The 19,948-nt window shown below is 52.8% G+C and carries 23 protein-coding genes; 4 read left to right on the top strand and 19 right to left on the bottom strand.

All coding sequences use genetic code 11. The annotated features are described in order from the left end of the window. Positions 1 to 21 precede the first annotated feature (21 nt). The 4 genes from RC73_RS13755 to RC73_RS13740 all read right to left on the bottom strand — a co-directional run bounded on the left by RC73_RS13755 (position 22) and on the right by RC73_RS13740 (position 1,938). On the bottom strand, positions 22 to 342 hold the full coding sequence (locus RC73_RS13755) for a heavy metal-binding domain-containing protein (RefSeq protein WP_039035183.1): 321 nt from the start codon (positions 340 to 342) through the stop codon (positions 22 to 24). Between the two features lie 115 nt (positions 343 to 457). After that, positions 458 to 925: a hypothetical protein gene (locus RC73_RS13750; protein ID WP_233962809.1), complete on the bottom strand. Its 468-nt coding sequence runs from the start codon at positions 923 to 925 to the stop codon at positions 458 to 460. A gap of 122 nt (positions 926 to 1,047) precedes the next feature. Then, positions 1,048 to 1,503: a DUF2057 family protein gene (locus RC73_RS13745; protein ID WP_039035182.1), complete on the bottom strand. Its 456-nt coding sequence runs from the start codon at positions 1,501 to 1,503 to the stop codon at positions 1,048 to 1,050. Between the two features lie 69 nt (positions 1,504 to 1,572). Beyond that, positions 1,573 to 1,938 carry a hypothetical protein gene (locus RC73_RS13740; protein WP_039035181.1) on the bottom strand — a complete coding sequence of 122 codons (366 nt, stop codon included), beginning with the start codon at positions 1,936 to 1,938 and terminating at the stop codon, positions 1,573 to 1,575. A gap of 388 nt (positions 1,939 to 2,326) precedes the next feature. Between RC73_RS13740 and RC73_RS13735 the strand changes: the two genes are divergently transcribed. Beyond that, positions 2,327 to 2,890 (top strand): NapC/NirT family cytochrome c, encoded by a 564-nt coding sequence (locus RC73_RS13735; protein ID WP_039035180.1) that lies wholly within the window; start codon positions 2,327 to 2,329, stop codon positions 2,888 to 2,890. 120 nt (positions 2,891 to 3,010) lie between these two features. On the opposite strand, the gene RC73_RS13730 is transcribed toward RC73_RS13735, so the two are convergent. The 15 genes from RC73_RS13730 to gspC all read right to left on the bottom strand — a co-directional run bounded on the left by RC73_RS13730 (position 3,011) and on the right by gspC (position 16,584). Further along, complete coding sequence (locus tag RC73_RS13730) at positions 3,011 to 3,445, bottom strand: GNAT family N-acetyltransferase (protein WP_039035179.1); 435 nt, start codon at positions 3,443 to 3,445, stop codon at positions 3,011 to 3,013. A 4-nt stretch (positions 3,446 to 3,449) separates the two neighbouring features. Beyond that, a complete protein-coding gene (gene cysQ / locus RC73_RS13725; protein WP_039035178.1) occupies positions 3,450 to 4,262 on the bottom strand; it encodes a 3'(2'),5'-bisphosphate nucleotidase CysQ in 813 nt (270 codons plus the stop codon). Between the two features lie 59 nt (positions 4,263 to 4,321). Then, positions 4,322 to 4,885: an ADP compounds hydrolase NudE gene (gene nudE, locus RC73_RS13720; RefSeq protein WP_039035177.1), complete on the bottom strand. Its 564-nt coding sequence runs from the start codon at positions 4,883 to 4,885 to the stop codon at positions 4,322 to 4,324. Between the two features lie 216 nt (positions 4,886 to 5,101). Further along, positions 5,102 to 5,863 carry a type II secretion system protein N gene (locus RC73_RS13715; protein WP_039035176.1) on the bottom strand — a complete coding sequence of 254 codons (762 nt, stop codon included), beginning with the start codon at positions 5,861 to 5,863 and terminating at the stop codon, positions 5,102 to 5,104. A 9-nt stretch (positions 5,864 to 5,872) separates the two neighbouring features. Beyond that, the gene (locus RC73_RS13710) at positions 5,873 to 6,352 is read right to left on the bottom strand and encodes a type II secretion system protein M (RefSeq protein ID WP_039035175.1); all 480 of its coding nucleotides are present in this window, start codon (positions 6,350 to 6,352) and stop codon (positions 5,873 to 5,875) included. Continuing rightward, on the bottom strand, positions 6,353 to 7,543 hold the full coding sequence (gspL, locus tag RC73_RS13705) for a type II secretion system protein GspL (protein ID WP_039035174.1): 1,191 nt from the start codon (positions 7,541 to 7,543) through the stop codon (positions 6,353 to 6,355). Between the two features lie 48 nt (positions 7,544 to 7,591). After that, positions 7,592 to 8,584 carry a type II secretion system minor pseudopilin GspK gene (gene gspK / locus RC73_RS13700; RefSeq protein ID WP_039035173.1) on the bottom strand — a complete coding sequence of 331 codons (993 nt, stop codon included), beginning with the start codon at positions 8,582 to 8,584 and terminating at the stop codon, positions 7,592 to 7,594. After that, positions 8,584 to 9,327 (bottom strand): type II secretion system minor pseudopilin GspJ, encoded by a 744-nt coding sequence (gspJ, locus tag RC73_RS13695; protein ID WP_039035172.1) that lies wholly within the window; start codon positions 9,325 to 9,327, stop codon positions 8,584 to 8,586. Before gspJ ends, gspK begins: the two co-directional genes overlap by 1 nt. Beyond that, on the bottom strand, positions 9,308 to 9,691 hold the full coding sequence (gene gspI / locus RC73_RS13690; RefSeq protein ID WP_039035171.1) for a type II secretion system minor pseudopilin GspI: 384 nt from the start codon (positions 9,689 to 9,691) through the stop codon (positions 9,308 to 9,310). Before gspI ends, gspJ begins: the two co-directional genes overlap by 20 nt. After that, positions 9,678 to 10,253: a type II secretion system minor pseudopilin GspH gene (gspH, locus tag RC73_RS13685; RefSeq protein WP_039035170.1), complete on the bottom strand. Its 576-nt coding sequence runs from the start codon at positions 10,251 to 10,253 to the stop codon at positions 9,678 to 9,680. The genes gspI and gspH overlap by 14 nt, the downstream gene beginning before the upstream one ends. A gap of 1 nt (position 10,254) precedes the next feature. Beyond that, positions 10,255 to 10,689, bottom strand: coding sequence for a type II secretion system major pseudopilin GspG (gene gspG, locus RC73_RS13680; RefSeq protein ID WP_039035169.1), 435 nt, complete (start codon positions 10,687 to 10,689; stop codon positions 10,255 to 10,257). Between the two features lie 49 nt (positions 10,690 to 10,738). Further along, entirely contained in the window at positions 10,739 to 11,962 is a 1,224-nt protein-coding gene (gspF, locus tag RC73_RS13675) for a type II secretion system inner membrane protein GspF (protein WP_039035168.1), read from the bottom strand. A gap of 3 nt (positions 11,963 to 11,965) precedes the next feature. Further along, the gene (gene gspE / locus RC73_RS13670; RefSeq protein WP_039035167.1) at positions 11,966 to 13,531 is read right to left on the bottom strand and encodes a type II secretion system ATPase GspE; all 1,566 of its coding nucleotides are present in this window, start codon (positions 13,529 to 13,531) and stop codon (positions 11,966 to 11,968) included. Continuing rightward, positions 13,524 to 15,647 (bottom strand): type II secretion system secretin GspD, encoded by a 2,124-nt coding sequence (gene gspD / locus RC73_RS13665; protein ID WP_039035166.1) that lies wholly within the window; start codon positions 15,645 to 15,647, stop codon positions 13,524 to 13,526. Before gspD ends, gspE begins: the two co-directional genes overlap by 8 nt. 25 nt (positions 15,648 to 15,672) lie before the next feature. Further along, positions 15,673 to 16,584, bottom strand: coding sequence for a type II secretion system protein GspC (gene gspC / locus RC73_RS13660; protein ID WP_039035165.1), 912 nt, complete (start codon positions 16,582 to 16,584; stop codon positions 15,673 to 15,675). Between the two features lie 258 nt (positions 16,585 to 16,842). Between gspC and hslR the strand changes: the two genes are divergently transcribed. The 3 genes from hslR (at position 16,843) to RC73_RS13645 (ending at position 19,831) form a co-directional block, all read left to right on the top strand. Beyond that, positions 16,843 to 17,241, top strand: coding sequence for a ribosome-associated heat shock protein Hsp15 (hslR, locus tag RC73_RS13655; protein ID WP_039035164.1), 399 nt, complete (start codon positions 16,843 to 16,845; stop codon positions 17,239 to 17,241). Between the two features lie 19 nt (positions 17,242 to 17,260). Beyond that, positions 17,261 to 18,124, top strand: coding sequence for an Hsp33 family molecular chaperone HslO (gene hslO / locus RC73_RS13650; RefSeq protein WP_039035163.1), 864 nt, complete (start codon positions 17,261 to 17,263; stop codon positions 18,122 to 18,124). Between the two features lie 165 nt (positions 18,125 to 18,289). Then, positions 18,290 to 19,831, top strand: a complete 1,542-nt coding sequence (locus RC73_RS13645; protein ID WP_039035162.1) for a phosphoenolpyruvate carboxykinase — start codon at positions 18,290 to 18,292, stop codon at positions 19,829 to 19,831. The last annotated feature ends 117 nt before the right edge of the window (positions 19,832 to 19,948 follow it).

The raw sequence follows: 19,948 nt of genomic DNA, 5'->3' as shown, positions 1-19,948 counted from the left end.
TCATCTCCAGCTACAGCTTGTTTAGTGGTGGTGGTGTTTCTGGCCAGCTACAGGCTCAAGATTCATACCACACTTGGGGCAGGAGTCACCTTTCTTGCCTGTCACTTCAGGATGCATGGGACAGTGATAGTCGGCTTGTTGCGGTTTTTCCAGAAACATGCCGCATTTGGGGCAGGAATCGCCTTTGTTACCTGTCACCTCCGGGTGCATGGGGCAGCTATATTCGGCAGTTACCACGGCTTGTTGCTGACCGTGGTGATGATCTCGTTCACTTGCGAAGCTGGCTCTGGCCAGGGTGACAGACAATAGGGCAATAATCAGGACGCTGATAAAGGTTTTCATTGATTCACTCCGTTTGGGATACGCTTTGGCCAGGTGCAACTGTGCACTCTTGGGGCTTATCCCATTAAAAATTTGTATTTATTGGCAGATTTTGGGCACAGGTGTGCCTTGGATATCAAACTATGGGTGGCTTGATTGTCTGGCCGATAGAAACAGAGTGGAAATGAGGCATAGGCGTGGCCACGGCGGCTTCGGGCAGAGACATCACCGGCCAGGAACCGACGGCAATGAGAGTACCCGCTACGGATATCACCAGACAATGGTTACAGTCGCTCTTGCAGAATCCTTTGCCTTCACAACAATGACTCACAGTGTCGGGAAGCACTGTATCAATTTGCGAGTCATCGCAGCAGTGACTGGCATTTGTCTGTTGAGTGTGACAATCCATGGTGGCAGCCATTGAGTGTGCCGTGGAGTCCATTTTTCCGGAATGCGCTTCAGCTGTTGGCACCATCCAGTGTCCATTGGTTAGCATACCCTGCCCGAGCAATGCGAGCATGGTAAACAGAACCAGGATGTGGTGGCGAACCGATAGCATCTTGAGCTTGAACTCCAGAGAGAATGGACCCCAATAGTCTACCATGCTTTCAAAAGCTTGCCTTGATATGACTCACATCTGAAGAAGTGTGATGACATTGCTACACTTTTTCCGGCAATCATTGTTAGCAGCATGGTAGAGCCTCTGTCTCATTCCACTCTGAAAACTCAGCGGCGCAGCTGTGCCAACCAGTCGGCCATCAGGCCTCCGTGGGTCATTACCTCGGCAGGAACAGCCTGACCGGCTTCATCAACAACTTGTAACTGTGGACTGCGAATAAAGGCGTTGGCTTCTGCCTCGGTATCCAGAGTCGGTAGCTGCAGTTGCAGACTTTGTTGTTCGGCAACAGTCAGTGTCAGATAAAGAGGACCGGATTTAACCCAAGCGCCCGAGTCATCGGCATTGACGGCAAAAATGTCCCGGTATTTGAGTTCGACAACATGTTTTCCGGCGGCTAACTGGTGGCGGTCAAAGTTGGATACAGCTTGGCCATCAATAGCTTTGATCACCAGATTATCCGGCAGGTTCAACTCGGCTGCGAAACTGCCCGAAGCCATAAACAGGCTGGCAAAGATTAACAGGGCGGCGCTAAAACGAGATGCAGAAATTTTGTATGCAGACATAGTGGGAACTCCCAAAAAATATTCAGATGTAAAAACATTAACTAAAGCTTTGCGGCCGTAAGGCCAGAGTTACATCTGTGCTGAATTGGGAGGGGGTGTTTGCTGTGAGAGTATAGCGGTTTGCAAGCTCCAGCTAGGCAGGGCGATCTGCTGGCTTCCTGTCACCAACAAAGGATGGCCGGCGGTAAGCAGGCTTACCCCTGGTGTGCAGTGGCTGGCACAGTTGCCCATGGTGCCGCAATCCATACCCAGATCGCAGTCTGGGCAATGCTGCTGGCCTTGGCAGCAATCCATATCCATAACCATGCTGGTGGATGCTGATGAGTTCATGGCTGCCATTGACTGATGCTCAGACACTGAAACAGACGCGGCTGCAGGCATCACGGCCTGTCCCAGCGTCATTATCAGTGTCAGTATCAACAGCAAGCTTCTCATCGTTATCCTTTCGTTCTGGTGAAGCACGCAGTCTGTGCTTACCTCAATAGACAGACATCTTGATTAAATAGTTTCGTCTTGTCCAAAATAAAATTGTTCATTACCTCTTTAGCGTCGCCTGGATCACATTTATTGTTTCGAGAATTAGTTGTATGTTAATTATTCGATTGACTATGATTGATTAAGCGTGTGCCATGCTTTAAGTTTAGGGAAAGCGCATATATGGCATTAACTTAAAATTCAGTCGTCATTAGGCCTTGAGAGTTAGAGCTAAGTCTCATTTTGCACTTTTCGGGTCAGATTAATGAAAGAAAACTGGTTTATAATCAAATTTCAGAACAACGAATAGCTCAATATAGATATAAGAATTTTATTTTGGAGAAGAGTGATGAACTGGCGTGCAATCTTTAAACCCAGCGCAAAGTATTCCATCCTGTCGCTACTGGTCGTCGGCATAGTGATAGGTGTTGTTGGCTACTTCGCTACCCAGCAGACGCTGCATGCAACCAGTACAGATGCGTTCTGTATGACCTGCCACAGCAACCACTCACTGAAAGATGAAGTGTTGGCATCTGCCCACGGTGGTGGTAGTGCCGGTGTTACTGTTCAGTGTCAAGACTGCCACTTGCCTCACGGTCCGGTTGACTATCTGGTGAAGAAGATCATTGTTTCCAAGGATCTCTACGGCTTCCTGACTATCGATGGCTTCAATACTCAGGAGTGGTTGGACGCTAACCGTAAAGAGCAGGCTGATAAAGCACTGAACTACTTCCGTGCCAATGACTCTGCCAACTGTCAGCATTGCCATACCCGCATCTATGAGAACCAGCCTGAAACCATGAAGAAAATGGCTGTTAGAATGCACAGCATGAACTTCAAGAAAGATCCTGAAAGCAGAAAGACCTGCGTGGATTGCCACAAGGGTGTAGCGCATCCTTATCCAAAGGGTTAATCATTTTGAGCTGGAAAAACCGCTGCTTGCAGCGGTTTTTTTATATCTGAAGTGAAGCCGGACTAGCGATCGACAGGCTTGATGGGGGCTGGAGCGATTAAACAAAACACTCGGTGTTTTTTATCTTTGCCAGCGCATCAATAGTCTGTGTTCACCAACGCCAAAATAGTCGGCTTCCAGTCCCAGGTTTTCAAACCCCATGCGGCTGTAGAGATGGCGGGCGGAATTATCCGGCGCTACCGTCAGTAACAGTTCATCGACACAGTGGCTGCAATCATCCAGACAAGCACTGAGTAATTGCTTACCTATCCCTTGACCTTGTTTCGTCGGAGATACAGCCAGCGACAACAGCCAGTGCTGTCCAGGCTTTTCGCTGCTCACCCGCAGCAGGTAACCTACCAGCTGACCGTCGACAAAGCTCCCCAGAAAACCACTGGACCAAGCATCCAATGCCTGACGGAAAAAGAAGTCCGGGTAGCAATGCTCACCGAAGGTTGCCAGTTCCAAGGCCAATACCGCATCCAGATCGGCTCTGGATATTGGTCTTATCTGCATTAGATTAATCTCCGGTCAGTATCTTGTCCCATTCGAGGTTCGGGGAACCGACCACGATAAAGTTGGGGTTTTCCAACGACTCACGCTCGTTGTAGGTCAAGGGTTGCAGTTCAGTATCCATTAATTGGCCACCGGCTTCTTCTATGATGATTTGCGCTGCGCCTGTATCCCACTCGCCCGTAGGGCCGACACGTACATAACAATCCGCTCTGCCCTCGGCGACCAGACAGCTCTTGAGCGCAGCGCCACCGAGCGCTACAAGTTCACAATGTTTGGGTTGGTTGAATAGCTTGAGCACGGACTGCGGATCCTGACGGCGACTGACCGCCAGGCGCAGGGCGTTATTCTGTTCTTTCGGTAACAGCTTGCTGTGAATTCGCAGCTCCGTCAGGGAAGTGCGCTTATAAGCTCCGAGTCCCGCGATGGCGTAGTAGCATACTTCGGTCATGGGCGCATAAACTACACCCATAATAGGACGGTTGTGCTCAACCAAGGCGATAATCACCGAGAAATCGCCGCTGCCGGCAATAAATTCTCCGGTGCCATCCAAGGGATCCACCAACCAGTAGCGGCGCCACTGGCTGCGTTCAGAAAGGGGAATATCAGCTGCTTCCTCAGATAATACCGGGATATCCGGTGTCAATGCCTGCAGGCTGCTGCAGATGATATTGTGGGCCGCGATATCGGCCGAGGTGACAGGGGTATTATCTTCCTTGGTTTCCTTGCTGAAACTGCCTTGTTGGTAGATCTGGCGAATTTTCTGCCCTGCTTCCATTGCAATGGCGATAACATGATCTATCAACTCTTCTGGCTTCATAACTACTCCAAACGCTTTCCATCGGATAAGCAAAAGTCAGTGGCCGGGAGTGGCCATTTTTAGGGGGATTCAGTCAGTCTCAGCTGTTTCATCGCCAAAAACAAGGCGCTGACGCTGCGTCCTTCTGAAAAATCATTCATGTCCAGCAGTTCTTGCCAGCGTTCCAGCGGCCAGGGAACCAGCTCTATCGGCTCAGGTTCATCGCCTTCCAGGCGACTCTCATAGAGATCTTCGGCCAGGAAAATTTGCATCTTACTGGCGAAATACCCGGGAGCCAGACTCAACTCCTTCAGCTTGGTCAGTTTACGGGCACCATAGCCTATCTCTTCCTGCAGTTCACGGTTGGCGGCTTCAGCGGCGGTTTCACCCGGGTCGATCAGTCCCTTGGGAAAGCCAAGCTCATAGTTGTGGGTTCCCGCGGCATACTCGCTGCCCAGCAGTAACCACTCACCATTGAGAACCGGCACCACCATAACAGCACCACGGCTGGCACTTTTCATCCGCTCGTAGTGACGTTCCTCTTGATTGGAGAAACGCAGGTGTACCTGTTCTATTTGAAACAGACGACTGCGGGCTACAACTTCGGTGTGCAATATTTCCGGCTTCTTCTGCCGCTCTGTCATAGAGGCCTCTGACGCTGACAAACTGAAAATGTGACTCAGGCTACAATGTTATACCAATTCACACGAAATAACAGAGCTGCAGAGTTTGTCGGGGCGGTGGGTTTTTTCGGATTAGTTGATTTAGATGCAAGCGTTTGCGGGTTTTCGCAAGAGTTTTAAACGGGAAAGCTCAACTTGAATAAACGGCAGCCGGGAGGAGCCCGGCTACCTACTTATTTAAAGACCCGGGATTTTGCCGTTGTAATTGATGGGGAAATATCCTTGGGGATCACGCTTGCCCAGAAATGGCAGCGCTTTTTTCAGATCTTCAGACTGAGCCTGAGTCTCACGAATGCGAGCCTTGACCTCAAGTTGTTCATTGGCCTTGAGCAGCAAGGTGCCGGCCACGCCTATGGCGTTTTTCTCCTCATCGGTCGCCAGTTGCACCTGACCGGCAACACACTGCAGGCCGAGTTCTATGTCTCCCAAGGGATATTGACCAAACTGGTTCTTGATGCCGACCCGATTGAGAAATACTTTGCCGCTGAGCGCCTCACACCAAGGCTGGCCTTGTGCCAGAGTATCCAGCAACACAGAGACATCACCGCTCACTTGAGTGCGAAATGGCAGACGACTGCCAGCCAAGAGAAACTCGGCCGGTGCTTCAAAACGCAGCTTCTCAGCGCTGATAGCGCCGGCAGCCAAGGTGACTTGCCCCTTGGCGTTGACGGCACTGGCGCGACTGCCCAGCTGGAAGTCCAGTTTGGCTTTGCCGGTCAGCAGTGCCCAGGGACTGAGCTCCCAGCTCAGCTGCTCCAACTGACGTTGTTGCAGCTTAATGACATCAATACTGCCGCTCCAGATAGTGCCGCTGACGCCACCGAGTTGCAGATTATTTGGCAGAGGCGCCAGCGAAACCGCCAACCTTGCGGGAAAGAGTGCCAGCATAAATGCCAGGTAAATCAGCACACAGAGTATTATTTTACTAATCAGTTTCAAGACTACACCTTACGACTGAGATAACTGGATTCGTCTGACTTTCACCATGCCAGGGCTATCACCTTCGGCCAGATCCAGGCTGTCCAGAGACAATCCCTGTTTCTGTACCAGATCCCCAAGATAGGAGATCAGGCTATCAAAGGGCACTTCATCCATCCAGATCTGGATCTGTTTCCCCTGTGGTGCCATGCGGGTGATCTCTAAGTCATAGCTGGCGGCACTCTGGGTCACCACAGTGCTGAGACTACCCTTGAGAGCCGGTCTGTTGCCGCTCTGTTTGATCCCGGCAATCTTATTGGCCGTCTGTTTCACAAAGCTGAGCATCTGGGTCTGAGCATTGAGGTTATTCTGTGCCTTCTGTTCGGCATTGCTTATCGGTGTCCAGATCCCCCAATAAAGGACCCCGACAGCGACTATTACTGCCATGGCCGCGACCAATTGCTGCTCCCGCTGTGCCAGAGATTCCCACCAGTTACGCAAATTTTCCATTTATTTGCTCCTTAGGGTCAGAGTACTGGTAACCGCATTTTCAGTACTGTTCATTGCCCCTCCCTCGAGATGGAATTGACGCCCGGCCAGCTCTTTGAACTGTTCTATCTGGGCGTAGCTCTTGGCCGTCACCTGCATACGGATTTCATTGCGCCCGGCATCAAATCTTAGGCTGTTGGGTTTGAGATCCGGCACTTGTTTGAATGCACCTTCCAGTCTATCCAGCATGGTAAAAAACTCGCCACCCGAGCCGCTACCCTGCAGGGCTCTGAGTTGAGATTCCAGCTGTGAGCGCAGATTGACTATCCGTGAACTGCCGGGAACCACCTGGCGATAAATGCTTTCGCTCTGGGCCTTCAAGTCATCGGCCTCACTCTGCATCTGATGTATGTTGAGCCCTTTGTTAACCAAGCCAAGCAGCAGGGCAATGGCGGCGACGATAGCCACCCGCTTCCATAGCAGTAGGTGCTTGCTGTATTCACGCTTGGGAACATAGGGGCCGGATAGCAGATTGATAGGTGACTTGAGCAGCCCTTTGGCCAACACCAGCATGGGCATTTCCAGCGGCATCTGCCGACACTCCAGATCCGGCCATTGAAATTCGGTATAGCAGGCCAGGCTCGGTGCTGTTTGCTGCTCTTCGAGCAACCCGGGCAGTAAGGGTTGCAGCCAGTCCTTGGGCATGCTCATACCCATACCCTCGGCTGTACGCAGCAAGAGTTGATCTTCATAGGCCATCAGGGCCCAATCACAGTCTTCCCGCTCCAGTGCCAGACAATCCGGTACCATTTTACGCACTTTGAGCCCGGCCTCGTTCAGCCAGGAGAGCCAGTTTTGCATCTGCTCATGGGCAACCACGGCCACACTCAGGCTCTCGCCGCTGCGGGGGCCAACGACAAAGTGCAGCTCATCAACATTCTGGGCCAGGGTATCTTCAAGCAGGAAAGGCAACGCCTTGAGAGCCTGGCGTTGGCCCTTCTCCGGTAGTTCGACCGAAGTGAGCTGAATGGCACTGGCCGGCACCAACACATCGACCGGCCGATTACCGGCTCGTTGCGTCAGGGTCGCCAGCGACCGCGCATCAACCAGCTCTCCCGAGGCAATAATCTCCTGTTCCTGCTCAGACCATACGACCCAGGCGCAGGGCGAGCCCAGGTTTTTGCCTAAACGGATAAATAAGCGTTCACTCACTATTATTCTCCACAATCCCTGGCCTTGGAGGCTTAGGGGCTTGTCCTGTTATTCTTGTCCGCCATATTGCCGGGTCAACACTTCGAGCTGATTCCCACCCACTATATGCAGCATACTTTCCAATCGGAACAGGGCATCATCTACCCTGGCCTTGGCCTCCAGCTTAAAAAACTTACTGTTGACCACAAAACTGGACTTGAGCTGATCATTCTTACTGGCAATCGAGGTCAAAGAACCCAGCGCCCAGAAATCTTCTATTTTGTCGAAGCCCCCCGCTGGGCGCTGGTTAATAATGCTTTCTGCTTCGCCTACCGAGATCTGGTTTTCCAGCATGCCAGCCAGCAGTGCAGCCTGCTCAACCTTGATGGTGTTGACGTTCAACAACTGTCGGTCATTTCCCGGTATGGCGCAAACATAGGGCTTTAAAATGCGATAAGTCTCTTGGTTAAAGCCAAACACAGCCCTGAGTTCACTGCTGTGACTCATTAGCGTGTTGGCCGCCCGGTAAGGGACAACCCGCGCTTCATACTCGGCATCTTCGGCGCCAAAGGGTGAGGCTATCGAATCCTCATCCAGATAATCTTTCAGCGTATGGGTCAGACGTTCGGCACCGAATTCATCCATCCCCAAGGATTCCAGCAATCCTTTGAACTGTCTGGCGGCCAGCGGCATCTTCTGCGGTTGCCCATCTGTCGTCTCTTTGCTGCTGACACTCAAGGCATTGAGGTTAAAACAGCTGCGAAGATCGGAAATGGTGCCGCCGATTTCGCCATTTTCTGCCGGGAGAATGACATCTGCCAGTGCCCAGTATTGTTGCAGATGCACCCGACCTTCAGAGTCATCCAGATCCTGTTTCAATACCTTACGCGCTAACTCTTCGGCCGAAATAGCATACCAGTAAGCTTGGTCATACTGCGCCAGATTCAAGGTTCTGCGCACTGATAACTGATTGCGCCCGGTAATACTGGTCGCCAGCACGGCCACAATCGCTACTATCAACAGCACCACTATCAGAGCAACCCCTCTTTGTTTGCCTTTCATCAGAGTTCCTCTTTACCTTGGCCTGAGTCGTTACCCTCTTGGCCGTCCGACTCCTGCTGACCACCATCTGTATTAGTGCCGCTGTTGTTATCCCCTTTGTTAGTGTCGCCACTATTATCATTCTGTTTGTCGGCTGCCGGGGCTCCAATCGGCAACAGGAATTTGCGGCTGATAACGCCTCTGTCCTCTGTTTCTATCTCTATGGCGATCGCCTTGGGTAACTTGCTGGCATCGGCTTTACGTTGCCACTTGTCCTCGACAAAAAAGGCGTACTTTACCGATAGCACCTTGTCCATCAATACGGTTTTAATCGGCTCGGCGCCGAATTCCGGTTCTGGATAAGGATAGTACCAACGCTCAAGTCGGCCTTCCTGTACTACATAGGCCACAGACTGCAGGCTGCCTCTTGGCAGCAAGCCTCCCGGGTTGAGCCACCCGAGACGAAAAAACACCAGCGCCTCGGATTCAGAGTCCAGAATATCAGTCCCGGTTTGAAACACTGTGCTGCCACGGCCGCCTTCCAGTAGCCTGGGAGTACGGGCCACCATCTGGCCCAGATCCCGCTCCAACACCCCAAAGCCCTGCTGCAGGTATTTGAGTTGCTGTGAAAAATCGCGGGTCACCTCATCGTTCTTCAGCACAGTTTGTAATACAGCATTGGCTGCCAGGCCCAACATGGCGAAGATCGCTATGGCGATCAGCATCTCCAGCAGGGTAAAGCCGCTATTCCTGCTTGAGTACATAAGAGTTCACCTGAGCGATGATCCGCTCGAATTTGTCATCATCGCTGACACTGATACGGATCATCCGAAAATTATCATCTGTGGTCTTGACCACCTCTTTGCGCCAATACCAGGTTTGGCCGGCCAGTTCGCTACGACCATCTTTGCGTCCAAGAGCAGGAAAGCCTTTTTCCAACCTGGCATCCACCATCTGGTTATCGGCCACCCACTGTGCCAGGGTGCGCTGTTCCAGAATCGGCATATTGGCAATCTGATCGCCTATGCTCTTGGTAATGGCCACCGCCGCAATGGCAAACACTGCCAGAGCGACTATCACTTCCAGCAACGTCATCCCCTTTTGCCGGGCAAGTTTATTCGAAATCATCGAACCTCCCCAGCTTGAGGCGACCCAGGCTATCACCACTGACCAACACCTCAACGGTTTCGCCCAGGCTGTCGCTGGCAATAAAGCTCAGCTCGAAAGCTGTCATTTCGCCACTTGGCAACAGCATGATCTGCGGCTCGGGAAACTTCTTTTTGTCCGCGTCCGATTCTTCGATAAAGGGCTCGTCGAACCAGGAGTCCTGCTCTTCATCTTCCTGCACCAAAGGCAGGCCTTCGAGCTCGACCGACAGTTTGATGCCTTCCGGCAACTGCTTTTCGGCCAGTAGCCTGTCCTGCTCCAGCGGTTGCCATTTGTTCTCTTTAAACAGCACGAAGTGGTACTTGTCCTTGTCCACCACTATGCCGATAAACTGGCCACTGAGTACGGTTTCATCCAGTACTGTCTCGGTGGCCGCCATAAATCTCTGCGCCTCACGGGTTAACTGTTGCTTGGGACCGCTGTCCCCCATTGTCATGGTCACAGCCGTAGCTGCCAGCCCCATCAGCAGCACTACCAACATCACTTCCAGCAGGGTAAAACCCCGTGAGTGCTTGTTTTGCATCTTATTGGAAATCTTGCAGATTCCAGTTGCCTATATCGTCTTCTGTGCCGGGCTGGCTATCAGGGCCTGAGCTGAAGACGTCAATCTTGCCGTGTTCGCCCGGGCTCATCAGTAGATAAGGATTACCCCAGGGATCCATAGGCAGACGCTTAACGTAGCCTCCGTCGCGGTAGTTACGTGGCTCAGGAGAAATGGTCGGCTTCTGGACCAGAGCTTCCAGTCCCTGTTCGGTTGTGGGGTACACGCTGTTGTCCAGCTTGTACATGTCCAGCTGGTTTTCCAATGCGACTATGTCAGACACCGCCTTTTGTTGGTCTGCCTTGTCCTTGTTACCCATCAGATTGGGTACCACCATGGAGGCCAAGATCCCCAGGATCACTATCACCACCATCACTTCCAACAGGGTAAAACCTTTCTGTCTGTTGTTGCTTTGCATTAACTTACTTCCTCCTAAAAAATCTCAAATGGCTGCGGTGAAATAAGACTCAGCCACTAATCATATTGTTGAGCGCCAATATCGGTTGCAAAATTGCCAGAACAATAAACAACACTATCCCGGCCATACTCACCACCAACAGAGGTTCGAACACCCCCAAGGCGATATTGACGTTGGACTCGAACTCCCTGTCCTGGTTATCTGCGGCGCGCTCCAGCATCTGCTCCAGCTCACCACTCTTCTCACCCGAGGCTATCATATACAACATCATCGGCGGGAACAGCTTGGTATTAGTCAGTGCCGCCCCCAGACTGGTTCCCTCACGCACTCTGGCCGTGGCCTCTTCCACTGCCTGACGTACCCGCACATTCAGCAAGACCTCACTGGCAATCCGCATGCCATCAAGCAGCGGCACTGAACTGGCACTGAGGATACTCAAGGTTCGGGCAAAGCGTGAAGTATTCAACCCCTTACTGACTTTGCCCACCACAGGCAAACGCAGCAACAGCTTGTGATACTTGAGTTTGAAGGCGGGTTTGGTAAGCATCTTCTGAAACAGCAGTGCCAGCAATACTATCGCGCCGAGGACGAACAAGCCGTAATGCTGGACAAAGTCAGAGGCGGCGATCAAAAACTGGGTGGTACCGGGTAACTCCTGGCCCATATGTTCAAATTGACCAACTACTTTGGGCACTACGGCCGCCAGCAGCACGGCGATAACGCCGATAGCCACTGTGGTCAACACTATGGGGTAGATCATCGCCTGGGTCAGCTTAGTCTTGAGCTGTTGGCGCCGCTCCGTGTAGTCCGCCAGGCGATTGAGCACCACTTCCAAATGGCCGGACTTTTCACCCGAGGCCACCATGGCGCGGTAGAGATCATCAAACACATGGGGAAACTCGGCCATGGAGTCGGCCAGCGAGTAGCCTTCCACCACTCGCGAGCGTACCGCCATCACCATGGAGGCGAGACGGTCTTTTTCGCACTGTTGGCCTACGGCCTTGAGGGCTTCTTCCACCGGCAAACCGGCAGCGACCAGAGTTGCTATCTGGCGGGTGATCAGCGCCAGTTCAGCCACAGAGATCTTCTTGCGCCGCGCCAACCAACTGCCACTGCTGGCCTTGGCTTCTTTTTCGGTGACCGGGGCGATATCCAGCGGCATCAGCTTCTGTTCACGCAGCTGACTGCGGGCCAGTCTGGCGGTATCGGCTTCGATAACCCCTTTGACCTGCTTTCCGGCTTGATTGAGCGCCTTATACTCGAATGCCGCCATGAATTACTCCTCGCGGGTCACGCGCAGCACTTCTTCCAGGGTAGTGATCCCCGCCAGCACCTTGACCATGCCATCATGGCGAATGCTGGGGTTGTGCTGACGAATATATTTTTCAATCGCCAGTTCGCCACGGCCACCGTGGATGAGTTCGCGGACGTTGTCGTCCACCAGCAGCAGTTCATGGATCCCGGTACGGCCACGATAGCCGTTATGGCCACAGCTCTTGCAGCCCTTGGCGCGATAGATCACCGCATCTTCATCGCCTATGCCCAGGAGCTCACGTTCGCGGGCATCCGGGGTATGGGCTTCCTTACACTCGTTGCATAGAGTCCGCACCAGGCGCTGGGCCAGCACCCCCAGCAGACTGGAAGACACCAGGAAAGGCTCAACGCCCATGTCCTGCAAACGGGTAATGGCACCGGAAGCCGTGTTGGTGTGCAAGGTAGAGATCACCAGGTGGCCGGTGAGTGAGGCCTGTACCGCTATCTGCGCCGTTTCCAGGTCACGGATTTCCCCTATCATCACCACATCAGGATCCTGACGCAAAATGGCCCGCAAGCCGCGGGCGAAGGTCATATCCACCTTGGTGTTGACCTGGGTTTGGCCTATGCCTTCCAGCTCGTATTCAATCGGGTCTTCAACTGTGAGTATGTTGATGTCGTTGTGATTGATTTCGGTCAGACCGGCATAGAGGGTAGTACTCTTGCCCGAACCCGTAGGGCCGGTGACCAGAATAATGCCGTGAGGTTTACGGATCAGTTCATCGAACTGGTGGCGAATACTGTCTTTCATTCCCAGTTGTGCCAAGTCCAGATTGCCAGCGTTCTTGTCCAGCAGACGCAGTACGACCCGCTCGCCGTGGCTCGATGGCATGGTCGATACCCGGACATCCACAGCGCGGCCACCGATACGCAGTGAGATCCGGCCATCCTGCGGCACCCGCTTTTCGGCGATATCCAAACGGGCCATAACCTTGATCCGCGATACCAGGAGCGAAGAAAGCTTACGGTTCGGCTTGAGTACTTCCTTGAGCACGCCATCAACCCGGAAACGCACCACCAGCTGCTTCTCATAGGTTTCAATATGAATATCCGAAGCTTCCTCTTTGATGGCTTCGGACAATAAGGCGTTGATCAGCTTGATGATGGGCGCATCATCTTCTCCTTCCAGCAGATCTTCGGTCTGCGGCATCTCTTCTGCCAGGGTAAAGAGATCCATCTCATTGCCTATGTCTTCCATCAGCTGCTGCGCCTCGGAAGAGTTACTCTGATAGGCCTGAGTCAGGTAGCGCTCAAACTCATGGGCTTCCAGTTTGTGCAGCGGCAGTTCCTGGCCGGCATAGCGACGCACCTCAAACAACACAGACAAAGGCGTTGCCTGGGTGTAATAGAGGGTCAGCCGTTCATCTTGGCCTTTACTGAGCACCAGGTTGTATCTGTGAGCAAAGGCAAACGGCAGCCGCTCACGGCTGCTTGAGTGAAACAGCTCGTCACTTTCAGCCTCGGCGGTCAGCGCCAGTTCACTGGAAACCTGGGCCAGATCGTCTGTTGGCGGCTGGACTTCAGTCATCGGCTTCGTCCTGCTTGTTTTCTTCCAAGGTCTTCAGGGTGGAGTCTGTTTTACGCATCTTGGTATCCAGTCCCTTACCCTGCTTGTAACGATCGAGGATCTCATTGACTTCGGGTGGCAGGTATTCTTCTTGGCTCCACTCTTCCAGCATGGGCACATCAGTCCTTGGCATCAGGTTGATACCACGTTCCTGCTGTTCCAGCTGCAGGGCTCGGAAGTAGTTGTATTTACGGCCGGCAATGCCTTCCATAGTGACACCATCACGGATGATGGTCGGCTTGATAAATACCATCAGGTTCTTTTTCTTCTTGCCGCTGCTGGATGACTTGAACAGATGCCCCAGAATCGGGATATCGCCCAGGAAAGGTACTTTCTGGACGCTTTCCTGTACCTCTTCATTAATTAGCCCCCCCAGCACCACGATTTGGCCCGAGTCGGCCATTACGGTAGTCGTCAGGCGGCGGGTGGCAAAGGTCACGTCCACATTGGTCTTGCCGTTGATGCCGGAGACTTCCTGCTCAATGGTGAGCTTGACGGCATTGCCTTCGTTGATCTGCGGCACTACCTTGAGCTTAACCCCGACTTCTTTGCGTTCAACGGTTTGGAATGGGTTGCTGTTGCCATTGCTGGAGTTCTGCGCGCCAGTAAGGATGGGCACTTCGTCACCGACGATGAAGGAGGCTTCCTGGTTGTCCAGGGTGGTAATAGAAGGGGTCGCCAATACGTTGGAGTTGGTATCGCTGGACACCGCCTGTATCAGAGCGCCAAAGTCGCCCATGGTCACACCCCAGGCCATGCCGTTTACCTTACCGAGCGCCTGGGCCAACAGGGTGATATCGCCCTTGGTGTCAGGGTTATCGGTACAGGTCAGGTTGTCACCCGAACCGGTACAGGTCTGGGAGGCTTTCTTGTCCTGCGCATTCCAGATACCCGCACCAATTTCACCTATGGTGGGTCCCAGGTTGTTGAACTGAGTACCACCACCGGCCTCTGTGGCCCATTGGATACCGAAGCCCACATCATCCCCTTCGGCGACCTCGACTATGATGGCCTCCACCAGTACCTGGGCGCGGCGGATATCCAATTGGTTGATCACGCTCTCCAGGGTACGCATCTGATCTGGCTCAGCGCTGATCACCAGGGCATTGGTGTCTTCATGGGCCATGATATTGATTTCATTGCGGCGTTTACCGCCGGCGCTGCCGGGGGCTGGTGCTGCACCATCTTTCGCTTCCAGTTTTTGGGCAAACCCTGTCAGCACTTCCACCAGGTCTTCGGCCTTGGCATAACGCAGATAACGCACCTTGGTATTGCCTGTGCTGGCCTGTTCGGCATCGAGGCGATGAATAAGCTCTACTACCCGCTGACGACTGCGTTCATCACCACTGACCACCACGGCGTTGATCCGCTCATCGGCCACCACCTTGGGCGCTTGGCCCGGTAGCTGTGCCTGGTTGGCACTGGCGCGATAGAGGGTATCTATGATCCGCACCATCTCACCGGCAGAAGCGTATTCCAAGGGCACCACCTGCACTTCAGTGTCACCCTGCTTGTCTACCCGGCGCACGATTTCCACTAGCTTGTTGACCACATTGGCGCGGCCGGTGATCATCAATACATTGGAAGGATCATAGTTGACCACGTTGCCGCCACCGGCATTGTCATTGAGCTGACGCAGCAAAGGTGCCAGTTGCTTGGCTTCTGTGTTGTACAGCGCCACTATGCGGGTCACCATCTCGTCGCCAAGACCCGGGGTATTGTCATCGGCAACCCGAATCGAAGAGGTCTTGGCGTCTTTGTCTTTAATCACCTTGATGACATTGTTTTCCAGCTCGACCACAGCATAGCCGTAGACCTGCAGCACGTTGAGGAAAAATTGGTAATATTGCTCGTCGTTGAGCATGTCATAGCTGCGGACGTTGATTTTGCCGCGAATAGTAGGATCGACAATGATGGTCTTGTTGAGGTTTTTACCAACTATGTTGATAAACTCCTGAATATCTGTGCCTTTAAAGTTTGCCGCATATTGCTCAGACCAAGCGCTTGGCTGGGTCAGCAAGGCCGCGGTAGCTACCAGACCAGCGATAAGCTTGGTTCGAATCCGTTTATTGTTCATTATTGTGCTTTCCTCTAAACCTGCTTTATTGCGGCAAACTGAACATGATTTCAACCAACTGACCTTCGCGCTCTACCATCACAGAGACTTCGGTCAGCTCCGGCAACTGGCCCATCACCTCCAGCGCCTGACTCATATCAGTTAAATCATAACCATTGATGGATTTTGCCAGGTCATTGGGCTGGAACCCGGCATCCTTGAATAATCCGGCATCTTTGCCCGGATTGAGTCTGTACCCTTGCACTTCGCCATCCTTTTGAACCGGTGAAATTGCCAGGTAATCGGTAATCTTGCTGGGATCGGCCAGCAACTCATCGCGGGAAGCCACCAACTCGCGGCCAATGTCGGCATCACGGCGGTCAACCTTGGTCACGTCACCACCGCTGCGGGCCTGTTGCAGCTGAGCATTGGCTTGTGACTGAGTAGTATATTGCAGGCCGTCGAGCATCAGGGTTTCGTAACGACCGGCATTGGTAATAATGATACGGTCGGCATACACCTCTTTCAGCGATGCTGAGGTGCCCTTGATCTTATCGCCCAGACTATAGGTTTCCTGGCTGCCTTGAGACTCGATAATCGCCAGGCCTTTCTGCTCGGCGCTGGACGCCACCACCCCGGTCAACAGAATCGACAGTGACGTTTTGGGCGCATCTGTGATCATTTCAGTTGAGACTTCTTTAGGCTTGGTGCTGCTGGCGTCTTTTTTGCCGAACAGCGCCAAACCATTGATACCGCTGATATCGACATTCTGTGATTGGGGACCAGACACCGGGGTTGGTGTCCAGTTGGCAGTCGGTTTTCCTGTTGGGATCAGTTTCCAACTAATCTGTGCCGTCAAATACAGAACCAATAGCAACAATAGCCAAAACACGGCGGTGCTGGCGGGTTTTTGCGGTATGCTGCCCGTCTTGGCGATAATCTTATCCAATAAATCCATATTTTCCGGACCCTCTAATCAGGTCTCTGTTCTGATTATAATAGTGAATGAAACCTTCGCCATGCTAACTCACACTCTTGTTTGCAACAAGACCATAACAGGGGGTTGGTTGGCGAAAATTGTACGATTATGCTACCTTTGCGCGCCTGGAAAGGGTGTGAAGCGCTCCACTGTTTAACCCCGTATTGGCGGCTTGGACAAGGGGTTTATCCCCGAGTTGTGAGCTCATCCCCTTTTTCAATTATGACAGGAGTATCCATGGCCAATAGCAATGACAACGCCGAGGCGGTCCGGCTCGATAAATGGCTCTGGGCGGCGCGCTTTTACAAGACCCGCGCCCTGGCCAAAGAGATGATCAACGGCGGTAAAGTACATTACAACGGTCAAAGAGCCAAATCCAGCAAGCTGGCAGAAGTCGGTGCGCGCATTAGGTTACGCCAGGGATATGACGAAAAAGAGATCGTCATAAAAAAAGTTTCCGGTGTCCGTCAGGGAGCGGCTATCGCCCAGAGCCTGTACGAAGAAACGCCGCAGAGCATACAAAAACGGGAAAGTAATGCTGAAGCCAGAAGGCTCAACATATTGCATAATCCGGCGCCCGATACCAAGCCGGATAAGAAACAGCGGCGGCAAATCATTCGCTTCCGCGAGACCTGAATTAACTGTGAGAAACCCAATGAACCAAGATACTCTCCATCGCTATCTGTTTGATAACGCTGATGTAAGGGGTGAACTGGCCCAACTTGGTGACAGCTATCGCCAGATAATTAGCACCCATGATTACCCGGAGCGCCTTAAGGTCCTGCTGGGTGAATTGCTGGCGGCGACTTCGCTGCTGACGGCAACACTGAAATTTGAAGGTGATATCAGTGTACAGCTGCAGGGGCAGGGTGGTCCGGTGTCACTGGCGGTGATCAACGGCAATAACCGTCAGGAATTAAGGGGCGTTGCCCGCTGGCAAGGCGAGATTGCCACAGATGCAACACTGGATCAGCTCTTTGGCCAAGGTTATATGGTCATCACCCTGACTCCGACCGAAGGTGAGCGTTATCAAGGGGTAGTGGCCCTGGATAAGCCCAGCATCGCAGAATGTCTTGAGAGCTACTTTGCCCAGTCGGAGCAATTGCCTACAGGTATTTGGTTATTTGCCAATGGTGAACATGCCGCCGGTATGCTGTTGCAGGTATTGCCGAGTGAGCAGAGTGAAAATACCGAGTTTGAACACCTGACTCAGCTGACCGCTACTATTAAAGCTGAAGAATTGTTCAGCCTGCCGGCTACTGAAGTCCTGCACCGTCTTTACCATCAGGAGCAGGTACGGTTGTTCGACCCAGTAAGCGTCAGCTTCAAGTGTACCTGTTCCCGTGAGCGCAGCGCTGCAGCGATCCGCACCCTGGCGAAGGAAGAGATAGACGCTATCATTCAGGAGAAGGGGCTGGTGGAGATGGGCTGTGAATATTGCAACAGTCACTACCGCTTCGATGCCATCGATATCGAAGCCATCTTTGCCAACAGTCAGACACCTAATACTCCCCAATAACGGGGGCAATATTCAGTTGTTTTTAAGAGAGCGAGTGATCGCTCTCTTTTTTTTGTCATTTTTCAGAACGTGCTCACACTTTAGCCGCGGCTTAAGTTACAATCGCGCCAACCCGACAGCAGACCGGGACCATATCAGACCTCATAATAGATGGAGACCTTACTTATGGCGGCAGAAGCAAACCGCATTCAACTCAACCTCAACAGTGCCCAACTGGTCGAGCAGGCGATTCTGCGCGGTGAAGGCAGATTAACAGCCAACGGTGCTCTGGTGGCTCAGACCGGCGAGCGCACCGGCCGTTCCCCCGCCGACCGTTTTATCGTCAAGGAGCCGGGTACCGAGGCTGATATCGAGTGGGGCGTGGTCAACCAGGCGTTTGAACCTCAGAAGTTTGCCGCCCTGTGGGAGCAAGTCGAAGCCTATCTGGCCGACAAACAAGTATTTGTCTCTGAGCTGGAAGTCGGCGCCGATGCCGAACACTACCTGCCTATCAGAGTCACGACCGAATACGCCTGGCACCAATTGTTTGCCCGTAATCTGTTTATCGTACCTGAGCACTATAACCAGAGCCACAAACCCGAGTGGCAGATCATCAACGCCCCAGGCTTTGTCTGCTCACCCGAGCGCGATGGCACTAACTCGGACGGTGCAGTGATCATCAACTTCGCCGAGCGTAAGGTACTGCTGGCCGGTATGCGCTATGCCGGTGAAATGAAAAAATCCATGTTCTCGGTACAAAACTTCCTGCTGCCGGCCAAAGATGTACTGCCTATGCATTGCTCGGCCAACGTCGGCAAAGATGGCGACACAACTCTCTTCTTTGGTCTTTCAGGTACAGGCAAGACTACATTGTCTGCCGATCCCAAGCGTTTTCTGATCGGTGATGATGAACACGGCTGGGCTGAAGGCGGCGTCTTCAATATTGAAGGCGGCTGCTATGCCAAGTGTATCGATCTCAGTCAGAAGAATGAGCCGGTGATCTGGGATGCGATTCGCTTCGGTACTGTGCTGGAAAACGTGGTGCTGGATGCTCAGCGAGTGCCTGACTACAAGGATGCCAGCCTGACCGAGAACACTCGCGCCGCTTACCCACTGGAGCATATTGCCCAGCGTAAGGAAGATAATCGTGGTAACGAGCCTCACGCCGTGGTGTTCCTCACCTGTGATGTTTCCGGCGTCTTGCCTCCGGTAGCCAAACTTAGCAAGGAGCAGGCAGCTTATCACTTCCTCTCGGGGTATACCGCCAAGGTAGGTTCCACCGAAGTGGGCTCAACCGCCGCGATTCAGTCGACTTTCTCCACCTGTTTCGGTGCTCCCTTCTTCCCTCGTCCTGCCGGGGTTTATGCCGAGCTGTTGATGAAGCGTATCCAAGCCTTCGGCAGCCAAGTTTACCTGGTGAACACAGGTTGGACCGGCGGCCCTTATGGCGTCGGCAAACGTTTCGACATTCCTGTCACCCGCGCCATAGTGGATGCCATCGTCAGCGGTGAACTCAAAGAAGTGCCGACCGAACATATCGAGCAGTTGAATCTGGATGTCCCGGTTGCCATTCCCGGCGTCGACAGCGCGCTGCTCAATCCGGTCAACACTTGGGCTGACAAGGAAGAATACGCCAAGTATGCCAAACAGTTGGCTGAATCTTTCCAGAGCAACTTCGCTAAGTATCAGGTCTCCGATGCCATTAAGGCTGCCGGTCCTAAAGCTTGATGACAGCAGTAAATGATAAAAACGGCTCCTGAATGGAGCCGTTTTTATTGGCCAATTCCTGCTCTTGTCATAAAAGGGATTTAGTCTATTCAATGGACTCGCAAAGACTTAGTGCTT

Source organism: Shewanella sp. ECSMB14102, from assembly GCF_000813075.1.
Lineage (GTDB): Bacteria > Pseudomonadota > Gammaproteobacteria > Enterobacterales > Shewanellaceae > Shewanella > Shewanella indica.
Note: the sequence above shows the minus strand (reverse complement) of the source record. Positions and strands in the feature narration are given on the sequence as shown.

What these genes read in the sequence shown, in the direction of transcription:
- gspJ (WP_039035172.1), bottom strand. Translation starts at nt 9,327, where the DNA reads ATGTACTCAAGCAGGAATAGCGGCTTTACCCTGCTGGAGATGCTGATC.
- RC73_RS13710 (WP_039035175.1), bottom strand. Translation starts at nt 6,352, where the DNA reads ATGGAAAATTTGCGTAACTGGTGGGAATCTCTGGCACAGCGGGAGCAG.
- gspE (WP_039035167.1), bottom strand. Translation starts at nt 13,531, where the DNA reads ATGACTGAAGTCCAGCCGCCAACAGACGATCTGGCCCAGGTTTCCAGT.
- gspK (WP_039035173.1), bottom strand. Translation starts at nt 8,584, where the DNA reads ATGAAAGGCAAACAAAGAGGGGTTGCTCTGATAGTGGTGCTGTTGATA.
- gspD (WP_039035166.1), bottom strand. Translation starts at nt 15,647, where the DNA reads ATGAACAATAAACGGATTCGAACCAAGCTTATCGCTGGTCTGGTAGCT.
- gspC (WP_039035165.1), bottom strand. Translation starts at nt 16,584, where the DNA reads ATGGATTTATTGGATAAGATTATCGCCAAGACGGGCAGCATACCGCAA.
- cysQ (WP_039035178.1), bottom strand. Translation starts at nt 4,262, where the DNA reads ATGAAGCCAGAAGAGTTGATAGATCATGTTATCGCCATTGCAATGGAA.
- gspG (WP_039035169.1), bottom strand. Translation starts at nt 10,689, where the DNA reads ATGCAAAGCAACAACAGACAGAAAGGTTTTACCCTGTTGGAAGTGATG.
- hslR (WP_039035164.1), top strand. Translation starts at nt 16,843, where the DNA reads ATGGCCAATAGCAATGACAACGCCGAGGCGGTCCGGCTCGATAAATGG.
- RC73_RS13735 (WP_039035180.1), top strand. Translation starts at nt 2,327, where the DNA reads ATGAACTGGCGTGCAATCTTTAAACCCAGCGCAAAGTATTCCATCCTG.
- gspH (WP_039035170.1), bottom strand. Translation starts at nt 10,253, where the DNA reads ATGCAAAACAAGCACTCACGGGGTTTTACCCTGCTGGAAGTGATGTTG.
- RC73_RS13755 (WP_039035183.1), bottom strand. Translation starts at nt 342, where the DNA reads ATGAAAACCTTTATCAGCGTCCTGATTATTGCCCTATTGTCTGTCACC.
- hslO (WP_039035163.1), top strand. Translation starts at nt 17,261, where the DNA reads ATGAACCAAGATACTCTCCATCGCTATCTGTTTGATAACGCTGATGTA.
- RC73_RS13740 (WP_039035181.1), bottom strand. Translation starts at nt 1,938, where the DNA reads ATGAGAAGCTTGCTGTTGATACTGACACTGATAATGACGCTGGGACAG.
- gspI (WP_039035171.1), bottom strand. Translation starts at nt 9,691, where the DNA reads ATGATTTCGAATAAACTTGCCCGGCAAAAGGGGATGACGTTGCTGGAA.
- RC73_RS13745 (WP_039035182.1), bottom strand. Translation starts at nt 1,503, where the DNA reads ATGTCTGCATACAAAATTTCTGCATCTCGTTTTAGCGCCGCCCTGTTA.
- gspF (WP_039035168.1), bottom strand. Translation starts at nt 11,962, where the DNA reads ATGGCGGCATTCGAGTATAAGGCGCTCAATCAAGCCGGAAAGCAGGTC.
- RC73_RS13645 (WP_039035162.1), top strand. Translation starts at nt 18,290, where the DNA reads ATGGCGGCAGAAGCAAACCGCATTCAACTCAACCTCAACAGTGCCCAA.
- RC73_RS13730 (WP_039035179.1), bottom strand. Translation starts at nt 3,445, where the DNA reads ATGCAGATAAGACCAATATCCAGAGCCGATCTGGATGCGGTATTGGCC.
- RC73_RS13750 (WP_233962809.1), bottom strand. Translation starts at nt 925, where the DNA reads ATGGTAGACTATTGGGGTCCATTCTCTCTGGAGTTCAAGCTCAAGATG.
- nudE (WP_039035177.1), bottom strand. Translation starts at nt 4,885, where the DNA reads ATGACAGAGCGGCAGAAGAAGCCGGAAATATTGCACACCGAAGTTGTA.